We start from the raw sequence: 23,106 nt of genomic DNA, 5'->3' as shown, positions 1-23,106 counted from the left end.
CGGACAGTAACATTGTTACACTGTTAGATTGATAAATTGTTACATTTTAAACCCCTATGAAAAGAAACGATATAAAAACAATTTTAGTAATCGGTTCAGGACCTATCATCATTGGTCAGGCAGCTGAATTTGATTATGCAGGAACGCAGGCTTGTCTGTCTCTGAAAGAAGAAGGCTACAAGGTAATTTTGATCAACTCAAACCCTGCAACAATCATGACGGATGTGGAAATCGCTGATAAAGTATACATCGAGCCGATTTCATTACAGTTTGTAAGCCACATCATCAGAAAAGAACGTCCGGATGCTTTATTACCAACTCTTGGAGGCCAGACAGGTCTTAACATGGCGGTAGAACTGGAGAAATCAGGAATTCTTGAAGAGTGCAAGGTGGAAGTATTGGGAACTAAACTTTCTGCCATCAACAGAGCAGAAGACAGAGACCTTTTCCGTGAGCTGATGAGAGAACTGAATGAGCCGGTACCGGAATCTGATATCGTCAATACAGTAGAAGGTGCACTTGCTTTCGCAGATGAAATCGGATATCCTGTAATTGTTCGTCCTGCCTTTACAATGGGAGGAACCGGAGGTGGTATCGCTTCCACAGAAGCTGAATTGAAAGAAATTGCTGAATTGGGATTAAAACACAGCCCGGTTACACAGTGTCTTATTGAAAAATCAATCGCAGGTTTCAAAGAAATTGAATACGAAGTAATGCGTGATGCAAACGACAACGCCATTGTGGTTTGTAACATGGAAAATATTGACCCGGTAGGAGTTCACACAGGAGATTCAATCGTAGTAGCTCCTTCTCAGACGCTTTCAGACAGAGAATATCAGTTACTGAGAAATGCTTCCCTGAAAATCATCAGAGCGTTAGGAATTGAAGGTGGATGTAACGTACAGTTAGCTTTAGATCCGCATTCATTCGATTACTATATCATCGAAGTAAACCCGAGAGTTTCCCGTTCATCAGCATTGGCAAGTAAAGCAACAGGTTACCCGATTGCAAAGATTGCTGCGAAGATCGCAGTTGGATTAACTCTGGATGAAATCATGAACCCGGTAACAGGAAAAACATACGCATGTTTTGAGCCGGCTCTTGACTATGTGGTAACGAAATTCCCAAGATTCCCATTCGATAAATTCGAAACGGCAGACAGAAGACTTTCTACTCAGATGAAAGCTACCGGAGAAGTAATGGCAATCGGAAGAAATCTTGAAGAATCTTTACAAAAAGCGATCCGTTCATTAGAAACAGGAATCAAACATTTAGGATTAAAAACAAAGCAGGCTCAGGCACTTACTGCTGAAGAAATCGAAAGAAGAATCAGAGTATGTGATGACGAGAGATTATTCATCATCGGGGATGCTTTAAGAAGAGGTTACGACTGGGAGCAGATCGTAGAATGGAGTAAAATCGACAAGTTCTTTATCTGGAAACTGAAAAAACTGGTTGACTTCGAAAAAGTAATCGCTGACAACAAATTTGATAAAGAAACCCTGATTGAAGCGAAGAGATTAGGTTTCGCAGACATCAATATCGCAGTTCTTTGGGATGTAAAAGAGCGTGAGGTTTTCAACTTCAGAAAAGAAAACGGAATCATGCCGGTTTACAAAATGGTAGACACTTGTGCCGCTGAGTTTGAAAGTGAAACACCTTACTTCTATGGAACCTACGAAGAAGAAAACGAAAGTGTTGTTTCAGACAAAGAAAAAATCATCGTACTGGGTTCAGGACCAATCAGAATCGGACAAGGTGTAGAATTTGACTATGCAACGGTTCACTCCGTATGGGCAATCAAAGAAATGGGTTACGAAGCGATCATCATCAACAACAACCCGGAGACAGTTTCTACAGACTTCTCCATCTCTGATAAATTATATTTCGAGCCGCTTACTGAAGAAGATGTAATGAACATCATCGAGCTTGAAAAGCCTAAAGGAGTAGTGGTACAGTTCGGTGGACAGACTGCCATCAACCTTGCAGATAAATTAGCCTCTCACGGAGTACAGATTTTGGGAACTTCACTTGAAGATCTTGACAGAGCTGAAAACAGAGATAAATTCGAAAAAGCACTTCAGGAGCTTGGAATTCCTCAGCCAAAAGGAAGAACTTCAACTTCCAAAGAAGAAGCGATAAAAATTGCCAACGAAATCGGATATCCGGTATTGGTACGTCCAAGCTACGTTCTTGGAGGTAGAGCAATGGAAATCGTATATGCTGAAACAGAATTGGCTCACTACATGGAGCACGCAGTAGATGCGAGTCCTGAACACCCTGTTTTGGTCGACAAGTACATGGTAGGAAAAGAAATCGAAGTAGATGCCATCTGCGACGGTGAAACGGTAGTGATCCCGGGAATTATGGAGCACATCGAAAGAGCAGGGGTTCACTCCGGAGACTCAATCGCGGTATATCCTCCACAGAATATCTCTCAGAGTGAAATCGATACTTTGGTAGATTACACGCAGAGACTGGCAAAAGGACTGAATGTTATCGGATTAATGAATATCCAGTACGTTCTTTTCGAAGGAAATGTCTATGTAATTGAAGTAAATCCACGTTCTTCAAGAACAGTTCCTTTCTTATCTAAAATCACAGAAGTTCCGATGGCAAACCTTGCAACAAAGGCAATCCTGGGACAAAAACTGAAAGATTTAGGTTACGAAAACGGATTGGTTCCAAATAAAGAAGGCGTATTTGTAAAAGTACCGGTATTCTCTTTCTCTAAGCTAACGAAAGTTGATATCTCTTTAGGCCCGGAAATGAAGTCTACAGGAGAAGTTATGGGGAAAGATACAACCCTTGAAAAAGCACTTTACAAAGGATTGGTTGCTGCGGGAAGAAAAGTTCCTATGCACGGATCTATCCTGTTCACAGTAGCTGATAAGCATAAAGATGAAGCAGCAGCTCTTGCCGCACGATTCCATGAAGTAGGATTCAGAATCTGGGCTACGGAAGGTACTGCGAAGTTCTTTGAAGAAAAAGGAATCCCTTGCAAGATCGGATACAAAATAGGAGAGGAAGATGTAAACCTTATCGACCTGATCCAGAAAGGAAAAGTTCAGTATGTTGTAAATACCACTACAAAAGGTAAGCAGGCAGAAAGAGACGGATTCCAGATCAGAAGAATGAGTGTGGAAAACGGTGTTCCTTGTTTAACTTCAATGGATACGGTAGAAGCAATTCTAAAAGTAATCGAAAGCATGAGCTTCAAAATGGAGACAATGTAATTTCGAGCCAGAATAAATACTTAAATTCCGCAAGAAAACTTGCGGAATTTTTTTATCGATTAATCCAGAAAAATAAAGGATTCTGTTTACTTTTGCAAAAGCCATTTAAACTTCAATATAATGAGTATAAAATCAATTACGATAGGATTTCTATGTTGTATTTTCGTAACAGTACTTTCAGGATGTTCCTGGATAACTGATTTCTATATTCAAAACCTGACTGGCTCCAAAAAAATAATTAAGATCAATTACAGTTATCCCATCTCAAAAGCAATTGATAATAAAGGCGGCAACTTTGCATTTAATTATGAAAATGGAATATTGTCACCTCGGTCTTTCTATAAAATCAAAAATCCAAAGTCTCTTGAAAAAATAGAAGTCAAAGACTCTTCCATTGTTCTTGAGCTTTATCCAAATTCAACAACAAAAATTTACAAAAGCCATAATGGAAGCTGGAGATATAGGATTAAAAGTGTTGAGATTAATGGAACCATTTTTTATCCTTCAGAATTAATAAATAAAAGCAGATATATCAGTAAGGATTATGTTTATAAAATTGAATAAAGGAAAAAGCTGTAATGGATAAAAAAGCAATACAAATTTTACTCAACACCATAAAAACTTCCCAGAACGAAAGTGTAAGTGATTGGTTTTATTGGGAAACCTATATGCAGTATATCTCCGAAGATGATTTTGAGTATGCAAAAAAGCAATCTGTAATGTATGATCAGGAAGAAATAAGTCATGATGAAATTTGCAGAAGAATTAAAAGTGCTGTGACTGGTATTGAAAAACAGCAGGTGGTAGATGCTTTTCTTTATAGTTTAAGTACCAGGCAATTAGAATATCGTTCATTTTTATCCAGCTATTGTATTGCAGAAAGTCTGGAAGAGCATAGCTTTACGCCAAGCCCGGAACCTAATGAAGGCATCTGTGCCATATGCGGGCTTCATACCTTTGAGTTTGAAGATCCTATCGAATTCAATACCATCAATTATTTCAAATACAAGGATGGATGTTGTTTTGATAGTTTAATCCAGGTTTTATTTGATGTAGAACAGTTTCCAAAACTTCCGGTCGTTAAACCCATCGAAAATGACTACAGGATCCTCAATGAAGTGAAAGAAATTATTGAAACATCAGAACCCGGCGACAGAATTTCTCAACTTAAAAAGAGAATCGCCAAAATAGTAAAATCAAATGATGAAGAAAGATTAGGATTGTTGGAAATTTTAGGAGTTATTGGAATTTTACATGATGATGCTCATTTTGGGTATGCAGATCAATATGTTACCTATCCGGAAAGAGAACACAGACCCATTAGGAATGATGATGTTGGTTATCCCGCAAGATGGTGGCAGGGGAAATTTGGAATTGATGATGAAAAATGGAAGTACTGGTTTGAAAGCAATTAAGTGATTTTTTATCATGCTATCATACATTTAAAAGCAAATTTTCAATACAAAAAACAGGGTTAAAATGATTTCGGAAGTGTTTTTATCGGTTTAGCTTTAAAATAGATTATGTTTACCGAATTATTTATAAATTAGAGCGTTAAAATTCAAGCTGTTAATATTATTTAAAAACTAATACAATTCCACCAAATCAAAATATAACCATGGCAGAATATTACGCAAAATCAAGCAATTCTTTAACTTTTGAAATCACAAAAGAGGAAAAATTAATTGGGAAACTTGCCTACACAAGTTGGTTTAAATTTAATGCTGTCATTGAAATTGCAAATGGTAAGATCTATCAGGTAGAGCCGAAAGGTTTTTGGGGAACTACCATTGAGCTGAAAGATCAGGAAAGAGTCCTTCTGAAATTCAGAATGAACTGGAACGGGGAAATTGTAGTGCAGACTTATTTTGACGGCGTGAAGAATGGCTATCTTTTTAAACACAGAGGCATTTTTAAAGAATCATTTGTCCTTACAGCTCAGGACGGCATCGAGCTGATGATCATAAAACCCCATCTGAAATGGACTTCTATGAATTACGAATACCAGATCACCACCTCTGATGCCTATGAAACCCTTCCGGAAAAAGAAATCGTTTTAATTACTGCACTGCATTGCGCCAATTATTATATGTCGATGATGGCCGCTGCTGTTATATAAGACAGTTAAATTAAAACTTTAGCAATATATTACCTTTATTTTTATTAGCCTTATGGTAAAAAAGAATTGTGTCCTGAGTGTTTTTGGACTGCTATTACTATTTCAATGTAATCCTGTTAGCAAAAATTACAAAAAAGAATTTGAAAAATTTGTTTTTGATTCTGATCAGGTTTTATCCAATGGTGATATTTTACATCCTGCTTATGCCTATCTTAAAGATGGAAAATTAAAAGGTCTTGAGTTTAATAATCATCCAGAATGTGGAGAAAATACCAAAAGATATTTTTTTTCTGAAAATGAAAAAATAAAGAAGATTGTTATTGAGAAAAATTATTATAATGAAAGCTGTGGCAAAACTTTTGACTCATTATTCATTATATATCCCGTATTGGGCAAAACAATTATGTATGCGGATAATACAAACGTAAAAGAAATAGAAGGTAATGTTTTGCGGGAGGAAAAAATTAATATTGATCACTATATGAAAATGATTAAAAATTGGAAAAATAAATAAAAAAACTTATATATTGATTGAATAAAGGGTTTTCGGAATTTTCGAAAACCCTTTATTTATAGGCTATTCTATGGTAGAAGTTTTATGATTTGTGTCATGTTTTTATTTAGAATTAATAAAAATAAAATAATTTTGTAGAACTAACTTAATTATAAACATGAAAAAAACTATTATTTCTGCAGCTCTATTAGCCGTAACGATGCTGAGTGCCCAGCAAACAGATACCATTAAAGTGGCTGAAATTCAATCCGTATCGCTCCAGGGAACTCACAATTACAGAACAAAAAAATCTGAATCTATCGCAAGGCTTCCTCTGGAAAATCTTGAAAACCCTACTGTTTATAATCTTGTTCCCAAAGAAATCATCAGTGAAATGGGAGCCATGGATTTCAACACAGCGATGGCTTCTGCTCCAGGAGTGGTCGTAAGCAATAGTGTAAACGACAGTGGAAATGATATTTTTATGAGAGGTTTCAGTTCCAATGCCAGTTTCAGAAACGGACTGACTCAAAACCCAAGAGTGCAGTCTGAGATCGCTAATATCGAGAGAGTAGAAGTAATAAAAGGTCCATCCGGAACTTTATTCGGAGGAACATTAGCCAATTATGGCGGTGTGGTGAATATCGTTACGAAAAAACCACAGGAAAATTTCGGAGGAATTATCAATTATACCACCGGAAGCTGGGGAATGAACAGAATCACAGCCGATGTAAACACCCCTTTGAACAAAGAAAAAACAGCTTTGGCAAGATTCAATGTGGCAGCCTATTCCCAGGATTCTTTTCAGGATGCAGGGTATAACAAAGGATTATTCTTCTCCGGAAGCGTTCTGTATAAAGTAAGCGACAAAACCACAGTGACACTTGATACCGAGTTCCATGCTCCGGATAAAACATTGAATGCTTATGTAAGAAACTCAGAAAAGCTGACCTTACACTCCATGAAAGACCTGGAAGTAGCCTACAAAAGAGCGTTTACTAGTAATGATATCGGCTCCAAAAGAACCAACTTTGTAACGATGGCTGAGGTTACCCATAAATTCAATGACCAGTGGACGTCAAGGACATCTTACCAAAGAGGAGAAGCCAATGAAAGCGAATCTATCTTTTTAGTACTCAGATATCTGAATAATAATCAGGTAGAAAGAATGATCCGTCCTTTTGACAGCTTTAAAGTGACCACAGACAATATCCAGCAGAATTTTACAGGAGATTTTAAAATAGCAGGCTTAAGAAACCGTCTGGTAGTAGGAATAGATTATTTCCAGCAAACAACAAAATATCAGTTCCCTTACTATGAGGCCAACGGATACAGTAATGTTTTCATGCCTTATGATAAAGTGAATCTCGACAGCTCTTCCGCGTGGGATCCTATTTCAAGAAACAAATTCATGAATAAGGAAAGAAAATCCACAGAATCGGATATTACAAGATTCAGAACGATCAGCGGATACATCTCCAATGTTTTGAATATCACGGATAACTTATTGGTAATGGCCAGTTTGCGGATAGACAGCTATAAAAATGATGATACAGTGGTAAACGGTGTAGAGATCTCTACCAAAAACGGATATCCTGAAAATAAAGTTTCCGGTTACAGCCAGACCCAGTTTTCACCAAAATTCGGATTGGTGTATGAAATTGTAAAAGATCAGATCTCATTCTTTGCCAATTATGTGAACGGATTTAAAAACTATGCACCATCACTGAATGAAGCTGGTGTTCTGACAAAATGGGATCCTGAGCAGGGAAATCAGATTGAAACTGGTTTCAAAGTAGATCTTTTCCATAAAAAATTACTGACAACCGTAAGCTATTATAATATCAATGTTAAAAACAGACTGGTTGCAGATCCGGGCGGAATAGGAAGTATTCAGGATGGGAATATCAAAAGTCAGGGACTGGAAATAGGGATCATTGCCAACCCTTTCAAAGGATGGAATATCGTTGCCGGTTACGGATATAACGATAACAAATATGATGACCGGAGCAAAGACAGCGGAAAAAGAATCGCCTGGACTCCAAAACATGTAGCCAATCTATGGACAAGCTATAAAATCATGGACGGAGCTTATGAAGGACTTGGTTTCGGGGCCGGATTTAATTTTGTAGACCAGACCTATATCAATATTGTTAACCATTTTCTAGCTCCTTCTTACACTACTGTAGGTGCAACCATTTTCTATGACAAGAAAAAATACAGAATCGGTCTGAAAATGAATAATGCGCTGAATGAAAACTACTGGAACTTCTATGGGCAGCCACAGAAGCCTAGAGAAATCCTGGCCAATTTTGCATTCAAATTTTAATAACCAAAACAAAAAATAATCTCAACGAAAATATAAGGATGAAAACCGCAAAGGCACAATGCTTTGATTAATAATAAACAATGTTTCTGATGCCTCAAATATGCTAAAGTAAATGGCATCAGGAATAACTCTTTCACTTTACAAATGCGCCGTTATTATAATCCTTTTGTGCCTTTGCATTTTCTGCTGTAACATGTTGATTAGATGAAAACAGATATGGAGAATAAAAAAACTAATCCTAAGAAAAAGCAGGGAAAATCCATTACCAAAAAGATCACCGGCTGGCTGCATCTGTGGCTTGGGCTGGTTTCCGGAATCATTGTGCTTACTGTTACTCTTTCAGGGACGGTATTTGTCTTCTGTGACGAAATCATTGATCTGTGCGGCGGAAGCGCAAAATATGTCCAGGCTCCGGCTAATGCAGAAAAAATGACCCCCGAAGAGTTGCTTGCCCGCTTTCACCAGCAGGTTCCGGACAGAAAAGCGTTCTATTTTGATACCTACAAAGATGCTGACAGAAGTTTCAGAGTAGCTTCAGCAACGAAGCCTCCTAAAGATAAAAGTGCGGACAAGGCAGACAAACCAAAGAAAAAAGGTCGTGGTCCACGAGGTGTATTTGCCTATCATTATCTTGACCCTTACACCGGAAAAGTAATCGGTTCTACAAAAAGCTATGAGTTTTTCTATATTGTGGCCCATATTCATGCGCAGTTGCTGGCAGGAAAGTTCGGGAAAACGGTGGTTGGAATTGCTTCCATCATATTTTTTATCCAGCTTATCGGCGGACTGATTCTCTGGTGGCCTAAAAAATGGAACAAAACCACAAGAACAACAGCTTTTAAAATTAAATCCGGAACAAAATGGCGCAGGAAAAACTACGATTTTCATAATGTTTTTGGATTTTATTCATTGCTTCCCGCAGTGTTTATTACCATTACCGGACTGATTATGGCATACAAGGTCTTAACCGATCTTACCCAGCAGGCTTTCGGAGGAGCCGTGGATGCCCATACCATTGCAGAAAAATATGAACCTAAGTTTGATCCGGAGAAAAAAGCTCTGACTTATGCTGATTTTGTTGATAGAAAATTCAAGGAATTTCCTGATGCAAAACAGTTCAGAATGAGTATTCCGAGAAATGATTCCGCAACGGTCTATCATGTGGTGGCAGCTCAGTTTATTGGTCTGAAAAGCCTTGTCAACGGAAAAAGAATGGAAACCAACAAATACACCGGAAAAGAAATTGATTATCCCGAAGAAGTACAGAGGCATGAAGCGATTGAGCATATGAATTTTGACCTTCATGTAGGGTATTGGGGCGGAATGTTTGGTAAAATATTCACCTTCATTATCGGAGCCATCTGTACAAGTCTGCCGGTTACCGGATTCCTGATCTGGTGGGGCAGAAGAAACAAATCGCCAAAAAAAAATAAAGAAATTAAGAATATTCATCAACACAGAAAAGATTCACACCATGAACAATTGGTTTAAAATTATTGCCCTCTCATTACTTTTAGTATTTACCTCCGGAAAAGCTCAGGACAAACTGATGATAGGAGAGAAACAAAACCTATTTTCAAAAGTTTTAAAAGAAAACAGGGAAATCTGGATTCATCTGCCTAAAACCTATAGCGACAATACCATTAATCCGGCAAAATATCCGGTGATCTATCTTCTGGATGGAGAAATCAATTTTGAATATTACGCAGGATTAACGGATTTCATTGCCAGAACACCCTATGCAGATATTCCGGAATGTATTGTTGTCGGGATTAAAAACACAGAAAGAACAAGGGATCTTACTCCGACAAAGTCTGAAAAGAAAAGTCCAGTAAACCCTAGTATCACTCTTTTTGCAGACAGTGGCGGAAGTGAAAATTTTGTAAAATTTATACAGGAAGAATTGAAACCATTTGTTAATAAACACTATAGAACACAGGATTATTCAGTGTTGGTAGGCCATTCTTTCGGAGGTCTGTTTGCGATCAATACCTTCCTTTTACATCCGGATTATTTCAATGCTTATGTTGCGAATGATCCCAGTTTATGGTGGGACAATAAAGTGACCCTCAAAAGAACGAAAGAGTATCTGGAAAAGAATAAGAACTTTCCTGCAAAAAAATCTTTGTATGTTTCTCAGGCAGACAATGAAGAACAGCAGAAAAACTGGAACTCCGATATGACCCAGGCTATTGAAGAATTTAAAGGAATGATAGAAAAAAACGGATCATTAAACTATAAACATAGCTTTTTCGAAGGAGAAACCCACGGAACTGTTTCCTATCCCGGAAATTATGAAGCATTAAAGTTTATATTCAAAGGTTTCAGAACCGATATAAAACAACTTGCCAAAAATCCCAAACTGCTTGAAGAAGACTATAAAAAGTTTTCCGAAAAGATGGGAACAGATTTTATTCCTTCAGAGGCCTATCTGAATGTAGTGATCAAATTTATGAAAAGTAATGGTTTTAAAGAGCCCGAAACTTATTTTATGAATCTGAAAGACAACTATTATCCTGAGAAATAATGAACTGATAAAAAACCAAATCTGTTGATAAACAGATTTGGTTTTTTATATATCTTAATTCTAAAGTAAGCTTTGGCTAAAGCAGATTTATTCTAAAAAACTATCCGCACGGTTTGTCATTCCGTAGGAATCTAGATCTAGTATTTAGATGGTAAGAGTATAGATTCCTACGGAATGGACAAACTACACGTTTTATTTATCCAAAGAATTCGACATTCCGATAGAAGTCTAAACCGATTCTTTTAGAAGCTTTTTAACCATTTCGCATTTTCGCCCTATTAATGCCTGTTATCACAATTGATTGGAAAATCTTTCTCCTTTTGATCTAAAAAGCTAATGGAAGGACAGCCAAAAGACTGTGCCATGAATCCAAAAATAACCGGAGGTTTTCCTTTGAAAAGGTGGCCTGTATATTGGAAAACATTGGCTTCATCACCATCTATTCCATACAGAGGAAGAAACTCTCCACCATCACTTCCTGCAAGGCTGAAGGTCTTTTCCGCAATTTTTTCCTTACGATCATTGATGACCGCAAGCTTACGTTCTGTGATATTTCCTTCTTCAAGATAATCCTGAAGATAATAGGTCAGATTTTCATATTGTGCCTGGTAGGTTTTTCCCTTGGTAAGTTTGGACTGACTAAAATATTTTCCTGAACTGACCGCATCAGCTTTTTGCCATTTCACAGCTTTCATTTTATGGTTTACGAAAGGATTTTTATTCCCAAAATAAGCGATAGCATTAGTATAACGGTCGTATTCTGTTGTTTTTTGATGAGTGGCTACCTGGAATCCCATCATATAAGAATCCGGGTCTAAATCCTGATCATCGGAATAAGGACTTAAATAAGCCACGGCTTTTAATTGGCTGACTGGCATTTTTTGAAGTTGATTAGAACCATACTCATAAATGTACAGAGAATCATTTTCTGTGAGATGAATTCCTTCAAGCAGTTTTTTTCTGCTGGGAGCATCCAGTTCAAAATGCTGGCGTTCCTCATAAGTCATCTGTTTCTGGTTTTTCATAATAGCTTCAGGTACAGGCTGTACTCCCTTATAGATATCCGAAACAGAAATGAAAATATCAATATCAGAATCTTTTTCTGCGGATGAAATGACAGACAGACTGAAAATATTAAAATCCGTATAATCTATTTTCTCCTCAGTTTTTACCGTTTTTACAGAATCATTTGTTGTTTTTATTTCTGTAACCACTGTTTTTTTCTCTTCTTTCTTACAGCTTATAATAGCCAATGGCAAAAGTAAAAGAGCAGCGGCAGCTTTGGGTTTAATGATTTTTTTTAGCATTAAAGTGTTTATCATAGTCTAATTCATTTTGTAATAAGGTTCCGAAAAGTATTTGCTGGGTTTGATATAAGCCATTTTCCTTTCTGCATCAAAGATCCAGATAAACCTGCGGAGCATATCGGCGCCCAGATAACTTACATTTTGTGTTTTCAGTTCCCCGGAGAAAAATCCTACGGAAACATCTTTAAATACACTGTTTCCCAACTTGAAATACGGCAAAACCGCTTGTTTGGTAGTTAAAGTTTTACCTTCAGAGTTCCTGAGGGTTTTCTCTCCTGTTATCTTCAGTTTTTTTTCAAGATGTTGTTCTTCAGCGAATTCGTTGCTGTAGAGTATAGCTCCCGAAAACCCGGATTGCAAAACAAAATAGGCTTCCTGCTGCTGATTACCTTCAAGGATATTATCTGCGGCTAGGTAAAATCCTTCATGATCCAGAATGATATTGATGGGTTGGTAGTCTTTCAGATCCGGCATTTTGTCGTAGATCACAAACTGGTTGTTGTCATAATCAATTTTAAAGGCTTTCCCTTCAAAAATTCCGGTTCCGATTTTTCCGTCTGCTTCATGACCTGTCAGCTGATTGTCAAAAAAACGCACATTTTCCTGGATGATCTTTCCGATCTCAACAGTATTATTATCGCTGAGTTCTTCTTTATTGAAAATAATATGTGCTGCTTTCTGTTTGCCATCAGGAGAAATAGCATAATCCTTCATCGCGATCTGAAACATCAGATCCAGAGAATCCTTTTTGTTAACAAGGGTCTTTACAATGATATTATTGTGTTTTGTGATCCGGAAGGGGATGGTCTGCTGTGCTTTCATACCATACAATCCGGCAGAAAGCAGTATGAAAAGTACTGTTCTTTTGAGCATTATCAGTGATTAGTGTTTTAAAACTTTAAAATTACCTATTATCTTTGGAAAAGCAAATAATAAAATGAAATGGTTGAAAAATTGCTTCAGAGCGGAATCCATTGGGAAAAGAAAGCATTCAGACGGAATGAGTTTCTGAAGATTTCAGGCAGTACAGATACCTCTATTTATTTTATAGAAAAGGGAAGTGTCCGGATATTTATGATGGATGAAGATGAAGAAAGGATCATTCGTTTCGGATACACAGGAAATATTATTGTCAGCCTGGATTCCTTTTTGTCGGGAAAGCCTTCGGAACTTTACATTCAGGCGATTAAGAAAACAACGGTGAAAGTAGCTTCAAAAAAGGATTTCTATGCATTTATACAATCAAATGAAGAACACATGAAATTCTGGATGAGTGTTCTGGAAGATCTCGTACTACAACAGCTTGAAAGAGAAAAAGATCTGCTGATCAATGCTCCCGGAGAACGTTTTGAGAGGGTTTTAAAACGAAGTCCAAAGCTATTTCAGGAAGTTCCCAATAAATATATCGCCAATTATCTGAGAATGTCACCGGAAACCTTGTCCAGAATGAAAAAATCTTGAGTTCAGTCAAGATTTAAGAATAACCAGATCAGCATATTTGCATAAAAAATGTAATGAAAATTTCAACCTCAGAATTACTGGATGAGTTAAAAAACAGGACAAAGCAGCATTTACAGTTTGCTGAAATGTTGTCTTTAAAGACGGAACATGATCTGAATTTCAGGATTTCAGCAGAAAGCTGGAGTATATTGGAATGTCTGGAACATCTCAACCGCTATGGAAACTTTTATATTCCTGAAATCAACCGCACTATTTCTTCTGCCGGCAAGCCTTCTCAACTCTATTTTAAGCCCGGAATTCTTGGAAATTATTTTGCTAAAAGCATGCTTCCCAAAGAGAATCTGAATAAGATGAAAACGCTTAAAGCCATGAATCCTATCCACAGCAATCTGGATAAAACGGTAGTGGAAACATTCATAAAACAGCAGCGGAAAATGCTTGAGTTACTGGAAAAAGCACAAAAGGTTGATTTGGAAAAGACAAAAACAAATATCAGTATCTCAAAGCTGATCAGGCTGAAGCTGGGAGACACTTTCCGGTTTGTTATTTACCACAATCAAAGGCATGTTGAACAGATAAAGAATTTTAACGGATTAAAAACAAATTAAGATTTCCAAAAAGCTTAATTTTAAGCTAATGGAAATGATACACCAAAAAAACATATCAACCCCGTTGGGAGAAATGATTGCCTGCTCCGTAGATCAGGGAATCTGTCTGCTGGAATTTACAGACCGGAAAAACATTGAAAAGCAGCTGAAGGCTTTATCAAAGGTACTGAATGCAGAAATTGTAGAAAAAGAACATCCTCATTTCAAACAGCTGGAAGAAGAACTGAAAGAATATTTTGAGGGAAAAAGAAACCGTTTTGAAGTTCCGTTGTTTACTACTGGAACAGAGTTTCAGGAGAAGGTCTGGCAGCTGCTGCGTGAAATTCCGATGGGAGAAATCAGAACGTATAAACAGCAGTCAGAAATACTGGGAAACCCCAAGGCGATACGTGCCGTAGGAACAGCCAATGGAATCAATAAAATTGCGATTTTAATTCCCTGTCATCGTGTGATAGGCTCAAACGGTGAATTGGTCGGATATGCCGGAGGAATCTGGAGAAAACAAAAACTGCTGGAGCTTGAAAAGGCCATCTTATTTTAAACCAAAATTCACATTCGGAGAATTATAAAAAATAGGTGTTCATTTTTCGGTTGTAGAGCATCCGGTAATCTTTCTACTTTTGAATAAAAAATTATGATCAGTTTTAAACAGTTACATCATGGTGAAGAACCGTTACTTTTGGGTAATGTATGGAATGTAGAAAGCGCAAAGGCATATGAAAAGCTGGGGTATAAAGCATTGGCAACCTCAAGTTCGGCAGTCGCGCTGAGTTTAGGATATGAAGATGGAGAGCAGATGACCTTTGAAGAATATTTTTATATCATCAAGAGAATCAGAGCTTCCGTTTCAATTCCTCTGTCGGTAGATCTGGAATCCGGATATGGTCTTGAAAATGATACGGTAGTTTCGAATATGCTGAAACTTATAGAAATTGGAATATCGGGGATTAATATTGAAGATACCAATGTTATTAATGGAATACGAGAACTGGTAAACAGAGATGTTTTCTATGAAAAATTAAAAGATATTTTTATCAAATTAGGAGAAAACAGAGGTAAGGTATTTATCAATGTACGCACAGATCCTTTTTTACTGAATATTGAAAATGCGCTGGAGGAAACTTTAGAGAGAATTAAACTGTGTGAAGAACTTAAAGCCGATGGCGTCTTCATTCCGGGCATAACAGCTGAAAACGATATCAGAACCATTACAGAAGCTACTTTTCTTCCCGTGAATGTTATGGCTCTTGCTGATTTACCCGACTTTGATACGCTTAAAGCATTAGGTGTAAAAAGAGTTACTTCAGGTGCTTTTATGTACAGACATATTTACAGGGAGCTTGAAAAAGCAAGTCAGGAAATTACAAACGTAAGAAGTTTTTCACCTCTTTTTATCTAATGATGGAACTTACAGAAAAAATAATGTACGAGGCATCTTATATCAAAGATGTTTCATTTGAAGGGATATTCTGGATGGGTGTAAAAACCACAGGAATATTCTGCAGACCGACCTGCACCGCACGGAAACCGAAATTTGAAAATGTAGAGTTTTTTTCCAATACCAAAGATGCAATGCTCAAAGGATATCGCCCGTGTAAAGTGTGCAGACCTTTGGAAAATCTCAACGCCACACCTCCGTATATTAAAGATTTATTGAAAGAAATTGCCGACGACCCCACATTAAAGCTTAAAGATTATGATCTTGTAAAAAGAGGATTGGAACCCGCAACAGTCCGCAGATGGTTTCTGAAACACCATGGGATTACGTTTCATGCTTTCCAGAGAATGTCAAAACTCAATACAGCATTTAAAAAACTTCAACAGGGAGAATCGGTTACAGAAGTAGCATTTGACACAGGATATGAAAGTCTGAGTGGTTTTAATGAGAGTTTTAAAAATATTTTTGGAGTATCACCTAAGAATAATTCCATGGAAAAGATCATTGATCTGAAGAGAATAGAAACCATGCTGGGAACAATGATAGCCTGTGCCGATGAACATGGAATCTGTCTTTTAGAATTTTCCGACAGAAAAGCGCTTCCAACAGAATTAAAAAGTGTTGCGGAATATTTTAAAGCAAATATTATACAAGGAGAAAATCCTCATTTTATTACTCTGGAAGAAGAATTAAAAGAGTACTTTGAAGGAAAAAGAACCGCATTTACAGTTCCTATTTCCCCTGTAGGAACAACTTTTCAGAAAGAAGTCTGGGCTATTCTTCAGGAAATTCCTTATGGTGCAACAAGAAGCTATCAGGAACAGGCAGATATTTTGGGAAATCCTAAATCCATAAGAGCTGTAGCCAATGCGAATGGTCTGAATAAGATATCTATTATCATCCCTTGTCATCGCGTAATTGGCAGCAATGGACAATTAACAGGCTATGGAGGTGGAATCTGGAGAAAACAAAAGCTGCTGGAATTGGAAAAGGCTATATTATTTTAGAAAATAATTTATTCTTATCCTGTTTTTCAATTCAACTTAGAAAAGGAAAACGATTAAGAAAAGTAAGATTTTTAACAGTTGATTATTTAATTTTAAAAAGGATTGGGGTAAAGAATACCCGTATAGAAAAATATCGGTAAAACAAATTTTAACGAAGTTTATGAAAGCTAATTCGCTCTGAATTTTGTAATTTTAAACAAAAATTTACACGTGAAAAAGTTACTAGCAGCAGTTTGCATTTCAGTTTCAGCATTCAGTTTTGCTCAGGATTATTCTGTGCCGGCAGCAAGTCCGCGCCAGAAGGTTGAGCAGCAGTTTTCAATGTCTAAAATTACCATTGATTATGGGAGACCGGGAGTGAAGGGACGTAAAATTTTCGGAGAACTGGTTCCTTATGGCCAGGTTTGGAGAGCGGGAGCGAACTCTTCTACAAAAATTACTTTCGGACAGGCCGTTAACTTCGGTGGGAAAACAGTGCCTGCAGGAACATACGGATTGTTCATTGTTCCTACAGAAAAAGAATGGAAAGTTATCCTTAATAAAGATTTCCAGCAATGGGGAGCGTATACGTACGATCCAAAACAGGATGTGGTAGACGTTACGGTACCGGTGAATAAATTGACAGACAAACAGGAATGGTTTGAAATCACTTTAAATCCTACAGATGAAAACTCAGGAAACCTGGTGATCAAATGGGATATGGCTCAGGCAGAAGTTCCTTTGAAACCGTCCAAATTAGACACTGTTATCAAGATTTCCGACAAGTTGAAAGAAATCAAGAAAATAGAATCAGATTCTACTAAAAAAGGCTAAGCAATGAATTTTTCTGTTCAGCCTGTTTTAGAGAATGAAGAATTTCAATTAATCCCCTTACAGCAAGGGGATTTTGAATCTTTATATGAAGTGGCTTCCGATCCTAAAGTCTGGGAACAGCATCCTAACAAGGATCGTTACAAGAGAGACGTTTTCGAGAACTTTTTCAGAGGAGCTATGGAGAGTAAGGGTGCTTTCAAAATTATGGAGAAAGCAACCGGAGATGTACTGGGAAGCAGCCGTTATTATGATTTTAATGAAAAGGAGAATCATATTTTCATCGGCTACACTTTCTACGGAACAAAATCATGGGGAAAAGGAATTAATCCTCAGGTTAAAAAGCTGATGCTGGATTATATCTTCCAGTTTGTAGACAAAGTTCATTTTCACATTGGAAAAGAGAATTTCCGTTCGCAGACAGCTTTGGAAAGACTGGGAGGTCAAAAGATTGCTGAAGAAGAAGTGGCTTATTTTGCAGAACCTACAAGAACCAATTTCGTGTATGAAATTAAAAAAGAAGATTGGGTATGAAAAAATATAAAATACAGCAGTCCCCATTTGTAGTGCCTACTACAGACGGAAAACTGATTGAAGAACATTGGGGAAACTCTACAGGGAATTCCAATGTTTCCATTGCTCATATGGTAGCCCCTCCGGATTGGAGTGAGCCTCACCAGACTCCTGAGTTTGATGAATTTACCTACATTATTTCAGGAAAAAAGCAATTTGAAATAGACGGAGAAATTGTTGTTCTTGAAAAAGGACAGAGCATCCTTATTGAAAAAGGAGCAAGAATCCGTTATAGTAATCCGTTTTCAGAACCATGTGAATATCTTGCGATCTGCCTTCCTGCATTTTCTATGGAATTGGTGCATAGGGAAGAGGAAGGCGTAGACTAAAAAAGCTGTTAAAAAAATATAAAAGCAAATCTGCATATCAGTGGGTTTGTTTTTTTTATTCCCAATTTTCAAAAGACGATGCAATTGTATGGTATTGAGTCTTTTGAGATCAGATTTCAGGAAGCAGGTAATGAGAACATAGGTTAATACTATATTTTTTGAAATATTTGTTCTGATTGATAGTACTGATTTTTGAATTATTTTGTAAGTTCGCGGACTTAAAAAAATGAACAACTAAGATCTATGAAAAACAAATTATCAATTGTGCTGTCCCTGAGTATTACGCTTTCTACCACTTCATGTGCAACCATTTTTACAGGAACTCAGGATCCAATAGCTTTTACTTCAAACCCTGAAGGGGCAAAAGTATTTCACAAGGGAATTGAAAAATGTACAACACCTTGTACAACCAAAATTCCAAGAGGTTTGGGTAAGCAGATGGTTACATTTGAAAAAGAAGGATTCGAGAAGAAAGAAGTGAAGCTGACAAAAACTTTTAATGCCGTGACTTTACTGAATATTATTCTTGGAGGAGCAATAGGAGTGGGAATTGATGCTGCAACAGGTTCTCTTACCAAATATTCTCCCAAAAAATATGACGTGGAGCTTCAGGCTAAACCGTAATTAAGCTAACACTATAAAAGAAAAAAGGCAAATTCATTGATTCACGAATTTGCCTTTTTTATGTTTATTTCAAAATTTCTTTCAGGAACAGCAATGTGTGGTTCCATGCTCTTTTGGCCATTGCCGGATTATAATCCGGTGATTTCGGATCTGTGAAAGTATGTTTGGAATGGGCATACGTGATAATCTGCCAGTCGGCATTTCCATCGTTCATTTCTTTGATGAGGTTATTGTAATCTTCAGGGGTCACGCTTTTATCATCTGCCGGATTTTCAACAAGAATTTTAGCCGTCAAAGCTTCATTCTTTCTGCTCTGATCTCTGCCCAGGCTTCCGTGGATGGAAACAACACCCGCTACAGGCAGATGTCCTCTTGCGGATTCCAATGCTCCCATACCTCCGAAGCAGTAGCCGATTACCGCTACCTTATCAGAAATGGCTCCGTTTTTCTTCAACTGCTCCAATGCCAGCGAAATTCTTTTCTGGTACTCCTGATAATTCTGTTTGTAATACCCTGAGCTTTTTGCAGCAGATTCGTTATCCGTAGGAATTTTTCCTTCACCATAAATATCAGCAATAAAAGCGATGTAGCCTTGCTTTTCAAGCTCAACAGCCGCTGTTTTAGCTTCTTCGTCTATACCTTTCCAGGCTGGGAGAATCAGTACTCCGGGAAGTTTTTTTCCTGCATTGGAAGTGATGAGACCATTAAGTTTCTGGGAACCGTCCTGGTAGGAAACAGGGTTAAGTTTCTGACTGAAAAGATTTCCTGAAGCCATAATCATTGCAGTTAATAAGATGGAACGTATCATATTTTGTAATTTAATTTTAATACAGATTACACTAATCCTTTTCACAAATACAACCAATAACAATTGTGCAATTCGTGTAAAAATTTGTGATAGTAGTGTTGAAAAGAAATCTTATCGAAATTAATAAAAATAACTCAGAAAGAATATTAATAGAATATTATTTAATCTTTTTCAGGAATCATTTGGTATTTTAAACCTTACTCAGGTCTGTAAAACTGATACTGTCCGTCTTCATAATAAGCATTGATATGCTGCAAACCGTTTGTTAAAATAATTTCCCTGGCACCGATAATAGAATTGTATCGGGCAGTCTGTTCAAAAGTTTTTTCCGTTAATTTGATCTGCGGAGCTTTACATTCAATCAGAATTATAGGTTCGGTTTTTTCAGTAACCAGAAGGTCAATTCTTTTGGTAAGACCATTCAGGATAATCTTTTTTTCGGTAATCAGAGCCGATGTTGAGTAGGATTTTACAGTAAGATAATAATGTACCCAATGTTGTCTGACCCATTCCTCAGGAGTGAGCAGAAGATAAGTTTTGCGGACCAAATCATAAATAAAAAACTTATCTTTGTCTTTCTTGAATTTAAAATCAAAAGTTTCCTGAAAATTCAGTTTTGGAAGTTCCATTAATAAGATGAAAGAATTAGATTTAATCCTCAAAAATATTAAAAATAAAGAAGTTTTACCTATTTATTTTTTCCACGGAGAAGAAGCTTACTTTATTGATGTCGCTGTAAAGGCTCTTGAACATAACTTTTTGGAAGAAGATGAAAAAGCTTTCAACCAGACAGTTACTTATGGAAAAGATACTTCTTATCAGGAAGTTCTTTCCCTGGCAAGACAGTTTCCGATGATGGGAGACAAACAGGTGATTATTGTGAAAGAAGCTCAGGATTTACGATTCAATGAAGAGGAAAACAGAATTCTGGAAGCCTATGTAGAAAATCCCGTTCCTTCAACGGTATTGGTTTTTGCTCATAAACACAAGAAACTGGATAGCAGAAAAAAGGCTGCCAAAGCTTTAGATAAAGCCAAAGTTCTTTTCCTTAGCGAATCTGTAAAGGAAAGCAATCTGCCGAAATGGATTTCGGATGAATGCGCAAAGCTTAAAATCAATACAGCTCCCAATATTTCCCATCTGCTGGCAGAATATCTGGGAAATGACCTGTCCAGAATTGCCAACGAGCTGAACAAGCTGAAGATGATCCTTAAAGAAGGAGAAATCCTTGACGGAACCATCGTTGAAAATCATATCGGGATCAGCAAAGAATATAATATTTTTGAGCTTCAGAAGGCTTTGGGAACTAAAAATGCCAATGCTGCCTTTAAGATTGCTCATTTTATGGGTAAAAACCCGAAGAATAATCCTTTTGTCATGATGCTGGCAAGCCTTTACAATTATTTTTCAAATGTTATTATTTATCAGACGATGGCGGGGCAGTCTCCACAGACGATTGCTTCACAGATGGGAGTGAACCCTTATTTTATCAAAGACTATGCGGAAAGTGCCAGACTTTACCCTCTGAAACATGCCACAAGAGTGATTTCTATTCTTCGTGAATTCGATATGAAAGGTAAAGGACTAGGAGCGGTGAATATGGGAGAAGCTGAGCTGATTCGGGAACTTGTGTATAAGATCATCAATGTAGATAAGATTAAGATGAAGGTGTGAGGCGAGTTTCGAGTTGCGAGATGCGAGGTAGCGAGTTGCGTGATGCGTGTTGCGGGATAGTGAGATTCGGGATATGATGGGTAAAGGACATTAAAAAAGTTTTAAATTTTCTGCCAATCTAAATTCCGTAACACAATAATCCGCACCCCGAAATCCCAAAACCCGCACCACAAATCCCGAATCCCGAACCCCGGAATTCACCCCACAACAGTTACCATCGAAATACAACATATCAGATATTGACAAGTATCATTAAAATAACTTTAAAAAGAAATTAAAAATTCCGAAATTAGCGGTCTAATTCAAATTAAATCTTTTCGAACAAAGCAAATTATGGAGCAAAACATTTTAGATTGTGTGATCGTTGGATCTGGGCCTTCTGGTTTCACAGCTGCTATCTACGCAGCAAGAGCAGACTTAAAACCTGAATTGTATACAGGTTTGGAGCCGGGCGGACAATTAACAACCACTACTGAAGTGGATAACTTCCCAGGGTATCCAGCCGGGATTACAGGTCCTGAAATGATGATGGATCTGCAAAAACAGGCAGAAAGATTTGATACCAAAGTTCATTACGAAATGATCACTAAAGCTGAATTCTCCAAAGAAGCAGGCGGTGTTCACAAATTATATGCAGGAAACAAAGAGATCCTTGCCAGAACAGTTATTATCTCTACAGGAGCTACTGCAAAGTATTTAGGTCTTGAAGATGAGAAAAAATATGCAGGAGGCGGTGTATCAGCTTGTGCTACGTGTGATGGCTTCTTCTACAGAGGAAAAGACGTGGTGGTAGTAGGCGCAGGAGATACAGCTGCTGAAGAGGCTACTTACCTTGCCAAACTTTGTAAAAAAGTAACATTGTTGGTGAGAAAAGATGTTTTCAGAGCGTCAAAGGCAATGGTTCACAGAGTGGAAAATACGCCGAATATCGAAGTGAAATTCCACCATGAATTAATTGGAATTGAAGGAGAAAACAGCCTTGTAGAAAGAGCGGTAATCATCAACAATCAGACTCAGGAGAAATCTACAGTAGATGTTGAAGGAATCTTTATTGCCATCGGTCACAAACCCAATACAGATATCTTTGTGGGTCAGGTAGATCTTGATGAAAACGGATATATTGTGACTGAAAAAGGGTCTTCAAGAACCAATCTTCCGGGGGTATTTGCGGCCGGAGACGTTCAGGATCATATCTACAGACAGGCTATTACAGCTGCGGGAAGCGGATGTATGGCGGCAATGGATGCAGAGAAATATTTAGCTGAATTACACGGATAATATTCAGCATATACAATACAAAGCGTACCCGGTGGGTGCGCTTTTTTTATTGGAAAACACAAAGGAGAAGGAGATCGTCAAATTATTTTTAACCATTAAGGAACTTGGAGCTATGAAGGAAAGTTAAGGAAACATCCTGGATGTTTTAGAAAGTGTTGCGCTTCAACTTAATATTCTTAATTATTTAATTCATCTTAATGGTTTAATATTAAAAAATGTTTCAGAAGATTTTCAGCGAATGTTCTCGCCTTTACGCTAAAAACATTCAACATTTCTCCATACCCAATATTCGATAAGAAATTAGGTAAATAGCTTTATTTTCCAGAAATATTTCCAAAATCCTCATGACCATCTATATAACAACTGAAGACGTACACATTCCCCTCCTTTGGACTATCGTGTGGACAGATCTTTAAAGATTTTGTAAGCTTTGGCTATATCTTTAAAACATTTGAGTCCAATCCACAGGGTTGTAATACCCGGAT

Annotated in this window: 23 protein-coding genes; 19 read left to right on the top strand and 4 right to left on the bottom strand. The window is 37.4% G+C overall.

From position 1 onward, the window contains the following. The first annotated feature begins 56 nt into the window (after positions 1-56). The 8 genes from carB (at position 57) to DEU40_RS17850 (ending at position 10,704) form a co-directional block, all read left to right on the top strand. Entirely contained in the window at positions 57-3,236 is a 3,180-nt protein-coding gene (gene carB, locus DEU40_RS17885; protein WP_110011102.1) for a carbamoyl-phosphate synthase large subunit, read from the top strand. A gap of 120 nt (positions 3,237-3,356) precedes the next feature. After that, the gene (locus DEU40_RS17880; protein ID WP_110011101.1) at positions 3,357-3,800 is read left to right on the top strand and encodes a hypothetical protein; all 444 of its coding nucleotides are present in this window, start codon (positions 3,357-3,359) and stop codon (positions 3,798-3,800) included. Between the two features lie 14 nt (positions 3,801-3,814). After that, a complete protein-coding gene (locus DEU40_RS17875) occupies positions 3,815-4,651 on the top strand; it encodes a hypothetical protein (RefSeq protein WP_110011100.1) in 837 nt (278 codons plus the stop codon). Between the two features lie 203 nt (positions 4,652-4,854). After that, positions 4,855-5,355, top strand: a complete 501-nt coding sequence (locus tag DEU40_RS17870) for a hypothetical protein (protein ID WP_110011099.1) — start codon at positions 4,855-4,857, stop codon at positions 5,353-5,355. Positions 5,356-5,407: 52 nt separating this feature from the next. Next, positions 5,408-5,869, top strand: coding sequence for a hypothetical protein (locus tag DEU40_RS17865; RefSeq protein ID WP_110011098.1), 462 nt, complete (start codon positions 5,408-5,410; stop codon positions 5,867-5,869). 157 nt (positions 5,870-6,026) lie between these two features. Then, on the top strand, positions 6,027-8,177 hold the full coding sequence (locus DEU40_RS17860) for a TonB-dependent siderophore receptor (RefSeq protein WP_110011097.1): 2,151 nt from the start codon (positions 6,027-6,029) through the stop codon (positions 8,175-8,177). A gap of 204 nt (positions 8,178-8,381) precedes the next feature. Beyond that, a complete protein-coding gene (locus DEU40_RS17855) occupies positions 8,382-9,668 on the top strand; it encodes a PepSY-associated TM helix domain-containing protein (protein WP_110011096.1) in 1,287 nt (428 codons plus the stop codon). Next, positions 9,652-10,704 carry an alpha/beta hydrolase gene (locus DEU40_RS17850; RefSeq protein WP_110011095.1) on the top strand — a complete coding sequence of 351 codons (1,053 nt, stop codon included), beginning with the start codon at positions 9,652-9,654 and terminating at the stop codon, positions 10,702-10,704. The genes DEU40_RS17855 and DEU40_RS17850 overlap by 17 nt, the downstream gene beginning before the upstream one ends. Positions 10,705-10,982: 278 nt before the next feature. Here DEU40_RS17850 and DEU40_RS17845 read toward each other — a convergent pair whose 3' ends face one another. Both DEU40_RS17845 and DEU40_RS17840 read right to left on the bottom strand, forming a co-directional pair. Next, positions 10,983-12,011 carry a hypothetical protein gene (locus tag DEU40_RS17845; protein ID WP_181397998.1) on the bottom strand — a complete coding sequence of 343 codons (1,029 nt, stop codon included), beginning with the start codon at positions 12,009-12,011 and terminating at the stop codon, positions 10,983-10,985. An 18-nt stretch (positions 12,012-12,029) separates the two neighbouring features. Continuing rightward, entirely contained in the window at positions 12,030-12,884 is an 855-nt protein-coding gene (locus DEU40_RS17840) for a hypothetical protein (RefSeq protein WP_110011093.1), read from the bottom strand. 69 nt (positions 12,885-12,953) lie between these two features. Here DEU40_RS17840 and DEU40_RS17835 point away from each other — a divergent pair, with 69 nt between their 5' ends. The 9 genes from DEU40_RS17835 (at position 12,954) to DEU40_RS17795 (ending at position 18,861) form a co-directional block, all read left to right on the top strand. Then, positions 12,954-13,472, top strand: coding sequence for a Crp/Fnr family transcriptional regulator (locus tag DEU40_RS17835; protein WP_110011092.1), 519 nt, complete (start codon positions 12,954-12,956; stop codon positions 13,470-13,472). Between the two features lie 53 nt (positions 13,473-13,525). Then, complete coding sequence (locus DEU40_RS17830) at positions 13,526-14,080, top strand: DinB family protein (RefSeq protein ID WP_110011091.1); 555 nt, start codon at positions 13,526-13,528, stop codon at positions 14,078-14,080. 28 nt (positions 14,081-14,108) lie between these two features. Further along, entirely contained in the window at positions 14,109-14,621 is a 513-nt protein-coding gene (locus DEU40_RS17825; RefSeq protein WP_110011090.1) for a methylated-DNA--[protein]-cysteine S-methyltransferase, read from the top strand. 93 nt (positions 14,622-14,714) lie between these two features. Further along, entirely contained in the window at positions 14,715-15,479 is a 765-nt protein-coding gene (locus tag DEU40_RS17820; RefSeq protein ID WP_110011089.1) for an isocitrate lyase/phosphoenolpyruvate mutase family protein, read from the top strand. Beyond that, a complete protein-coding gene (locus tag DEU40_RS22815; protein WP_110011088.1) occupies positions 15,479-16,525 on the top strand; it encodes a bifunctional transcriptional activator/DNA repair enzyme AdaA in 1,047 nt (348 codons plus the stop codon). Before DEU40_RS17820 ends, DEU40_RS22815 begins: the two co-directional genes overlap by 1 nt. A gap of 210 nt (positions 16,526-16,735) precedes the next feature. Beyond that, positions 16,736-17,338 (top strand): DUF2911 domain-containing protein, encoded by a 603-nt coding sequence (locus DEU40_RS17810; RefSeq protein WP_062670647.1) that lies wholly within the window; start codon positions 16,736-16,738, stop codon positions 17,336-17,338. A gap of 3 nt (positions 17,339-17,341) precedes the next feature. Further along, positions 17,342-17,869 (top strand): GNAT family N-acetyltransferase, encoded by a 528-nt coding sequence (locus tag DEU40_RS17805; RefSeq protein ID WP_110011087.1) that lies wholly within the window; start codon positions 17,342-17,344, stop codon positions 17,867-17,869. Further along, complete coding sequence (locus DEU40_RS17800; RefSeq protein ID WP_110011086.1) at positions 17,866-18,237, top strand: cupin domain-containing protein; 372 nt, start codon at positions 17,866-17,868, stop codon at positions 18,235-18,237. The genes DEU40_RS17805 and DEU40_RS17800 overlap by 4 nt, the downstream gene beginning before the upstream one ends. 243 nt (positions 18,238-18,480) lie before the next feature. Continuing rightward, positions 18,481-18,861 carry a PEGA domain-containing protein gene (locus DEU40_RS17795; RefSeq protein WP_110011085.1) on the top strand — a complete coding sequence of 127 codons (381 nt, stop codon included), beginning with the start codon at positions 18,481-18,483 and terminating at the stop codon, positions 18,859-18,861. A gap of 64 nt (positions 18,862-18,925) precedes the next feature. Here the strand turns inward: DEU40_RS17795 and DEU40_RS17790 are convergent, their stop codons facing one another. After that, positions 18,926-19,669 (bottom strand): dienelactone hydrolase family protein, encoded by a 744-nt coding sequence (locus DEU40_RS17790; protein ID WP_110011084.1) that lies wholly within the window; start codon positions 19,667-19,669, stop codon positions 18,926-18,928. 197 nt (positions 19,670-19,866) lie between these two features. Then, complete coding sequence (locus DEU40_RS17785; RefSeq protein WP_110011083.1) at positions 19,867-20,298, bottom strand: type I restriction enzyme HsdR N-terminal domain-containing protein; 432 nt, start codon at positions 20,296-20,298, stop codon at positions 19,867-19,869. A gap of 7 nt (positions 20,299-20,305) precedes the next feature. Here DEU40_RS17785 and holA point away from each other — a divergent pair, with 7 nt between their 5' ends. Together holA and trxB are read left to right on the top strand one after the other, a co-directional pair. Beyond that, on the top strand, positions 20,306-21,343 hold the full coding sequence (gene holA, locus DEU40_RS17780; protein WP_110011082.1) for a DNA polymerase III subunit delta: 1,038 nt from the start codon (positions 20,306-20,308) through the stop codon (positions 21,341-21,343). Between the two features lie 333 nt (positions 21,344-21,676). Further along, complete coding sequence (gene trxB / locus DEU40_RS17775; RefSeq protein WP_110011081.1) at positions 21,677-22,621, top strand: thioredoxin-disulfide reductase; 945 nt, start codon at positions 21,677-21,679, stop codon at positions 22,619-22,621. Positions 22,622-23,106 lie beyond the last annotated feature (485 nt).

The sequence above is a fragment of the Chryseobacterium sp. AG844 genome, from assembly GCF_003182335.1.
GTDB lineage: Bacteria > Bacteroidota > Bacteroidia > Flavobacteriales > Weeksellaceae > Chryseobacterium > Chryseobacterium cupriresistens.
Note: the sequence above shows the minus strand (reverse complement) of the source record. Positions and strands in the feature narration are given on the sequence as shown.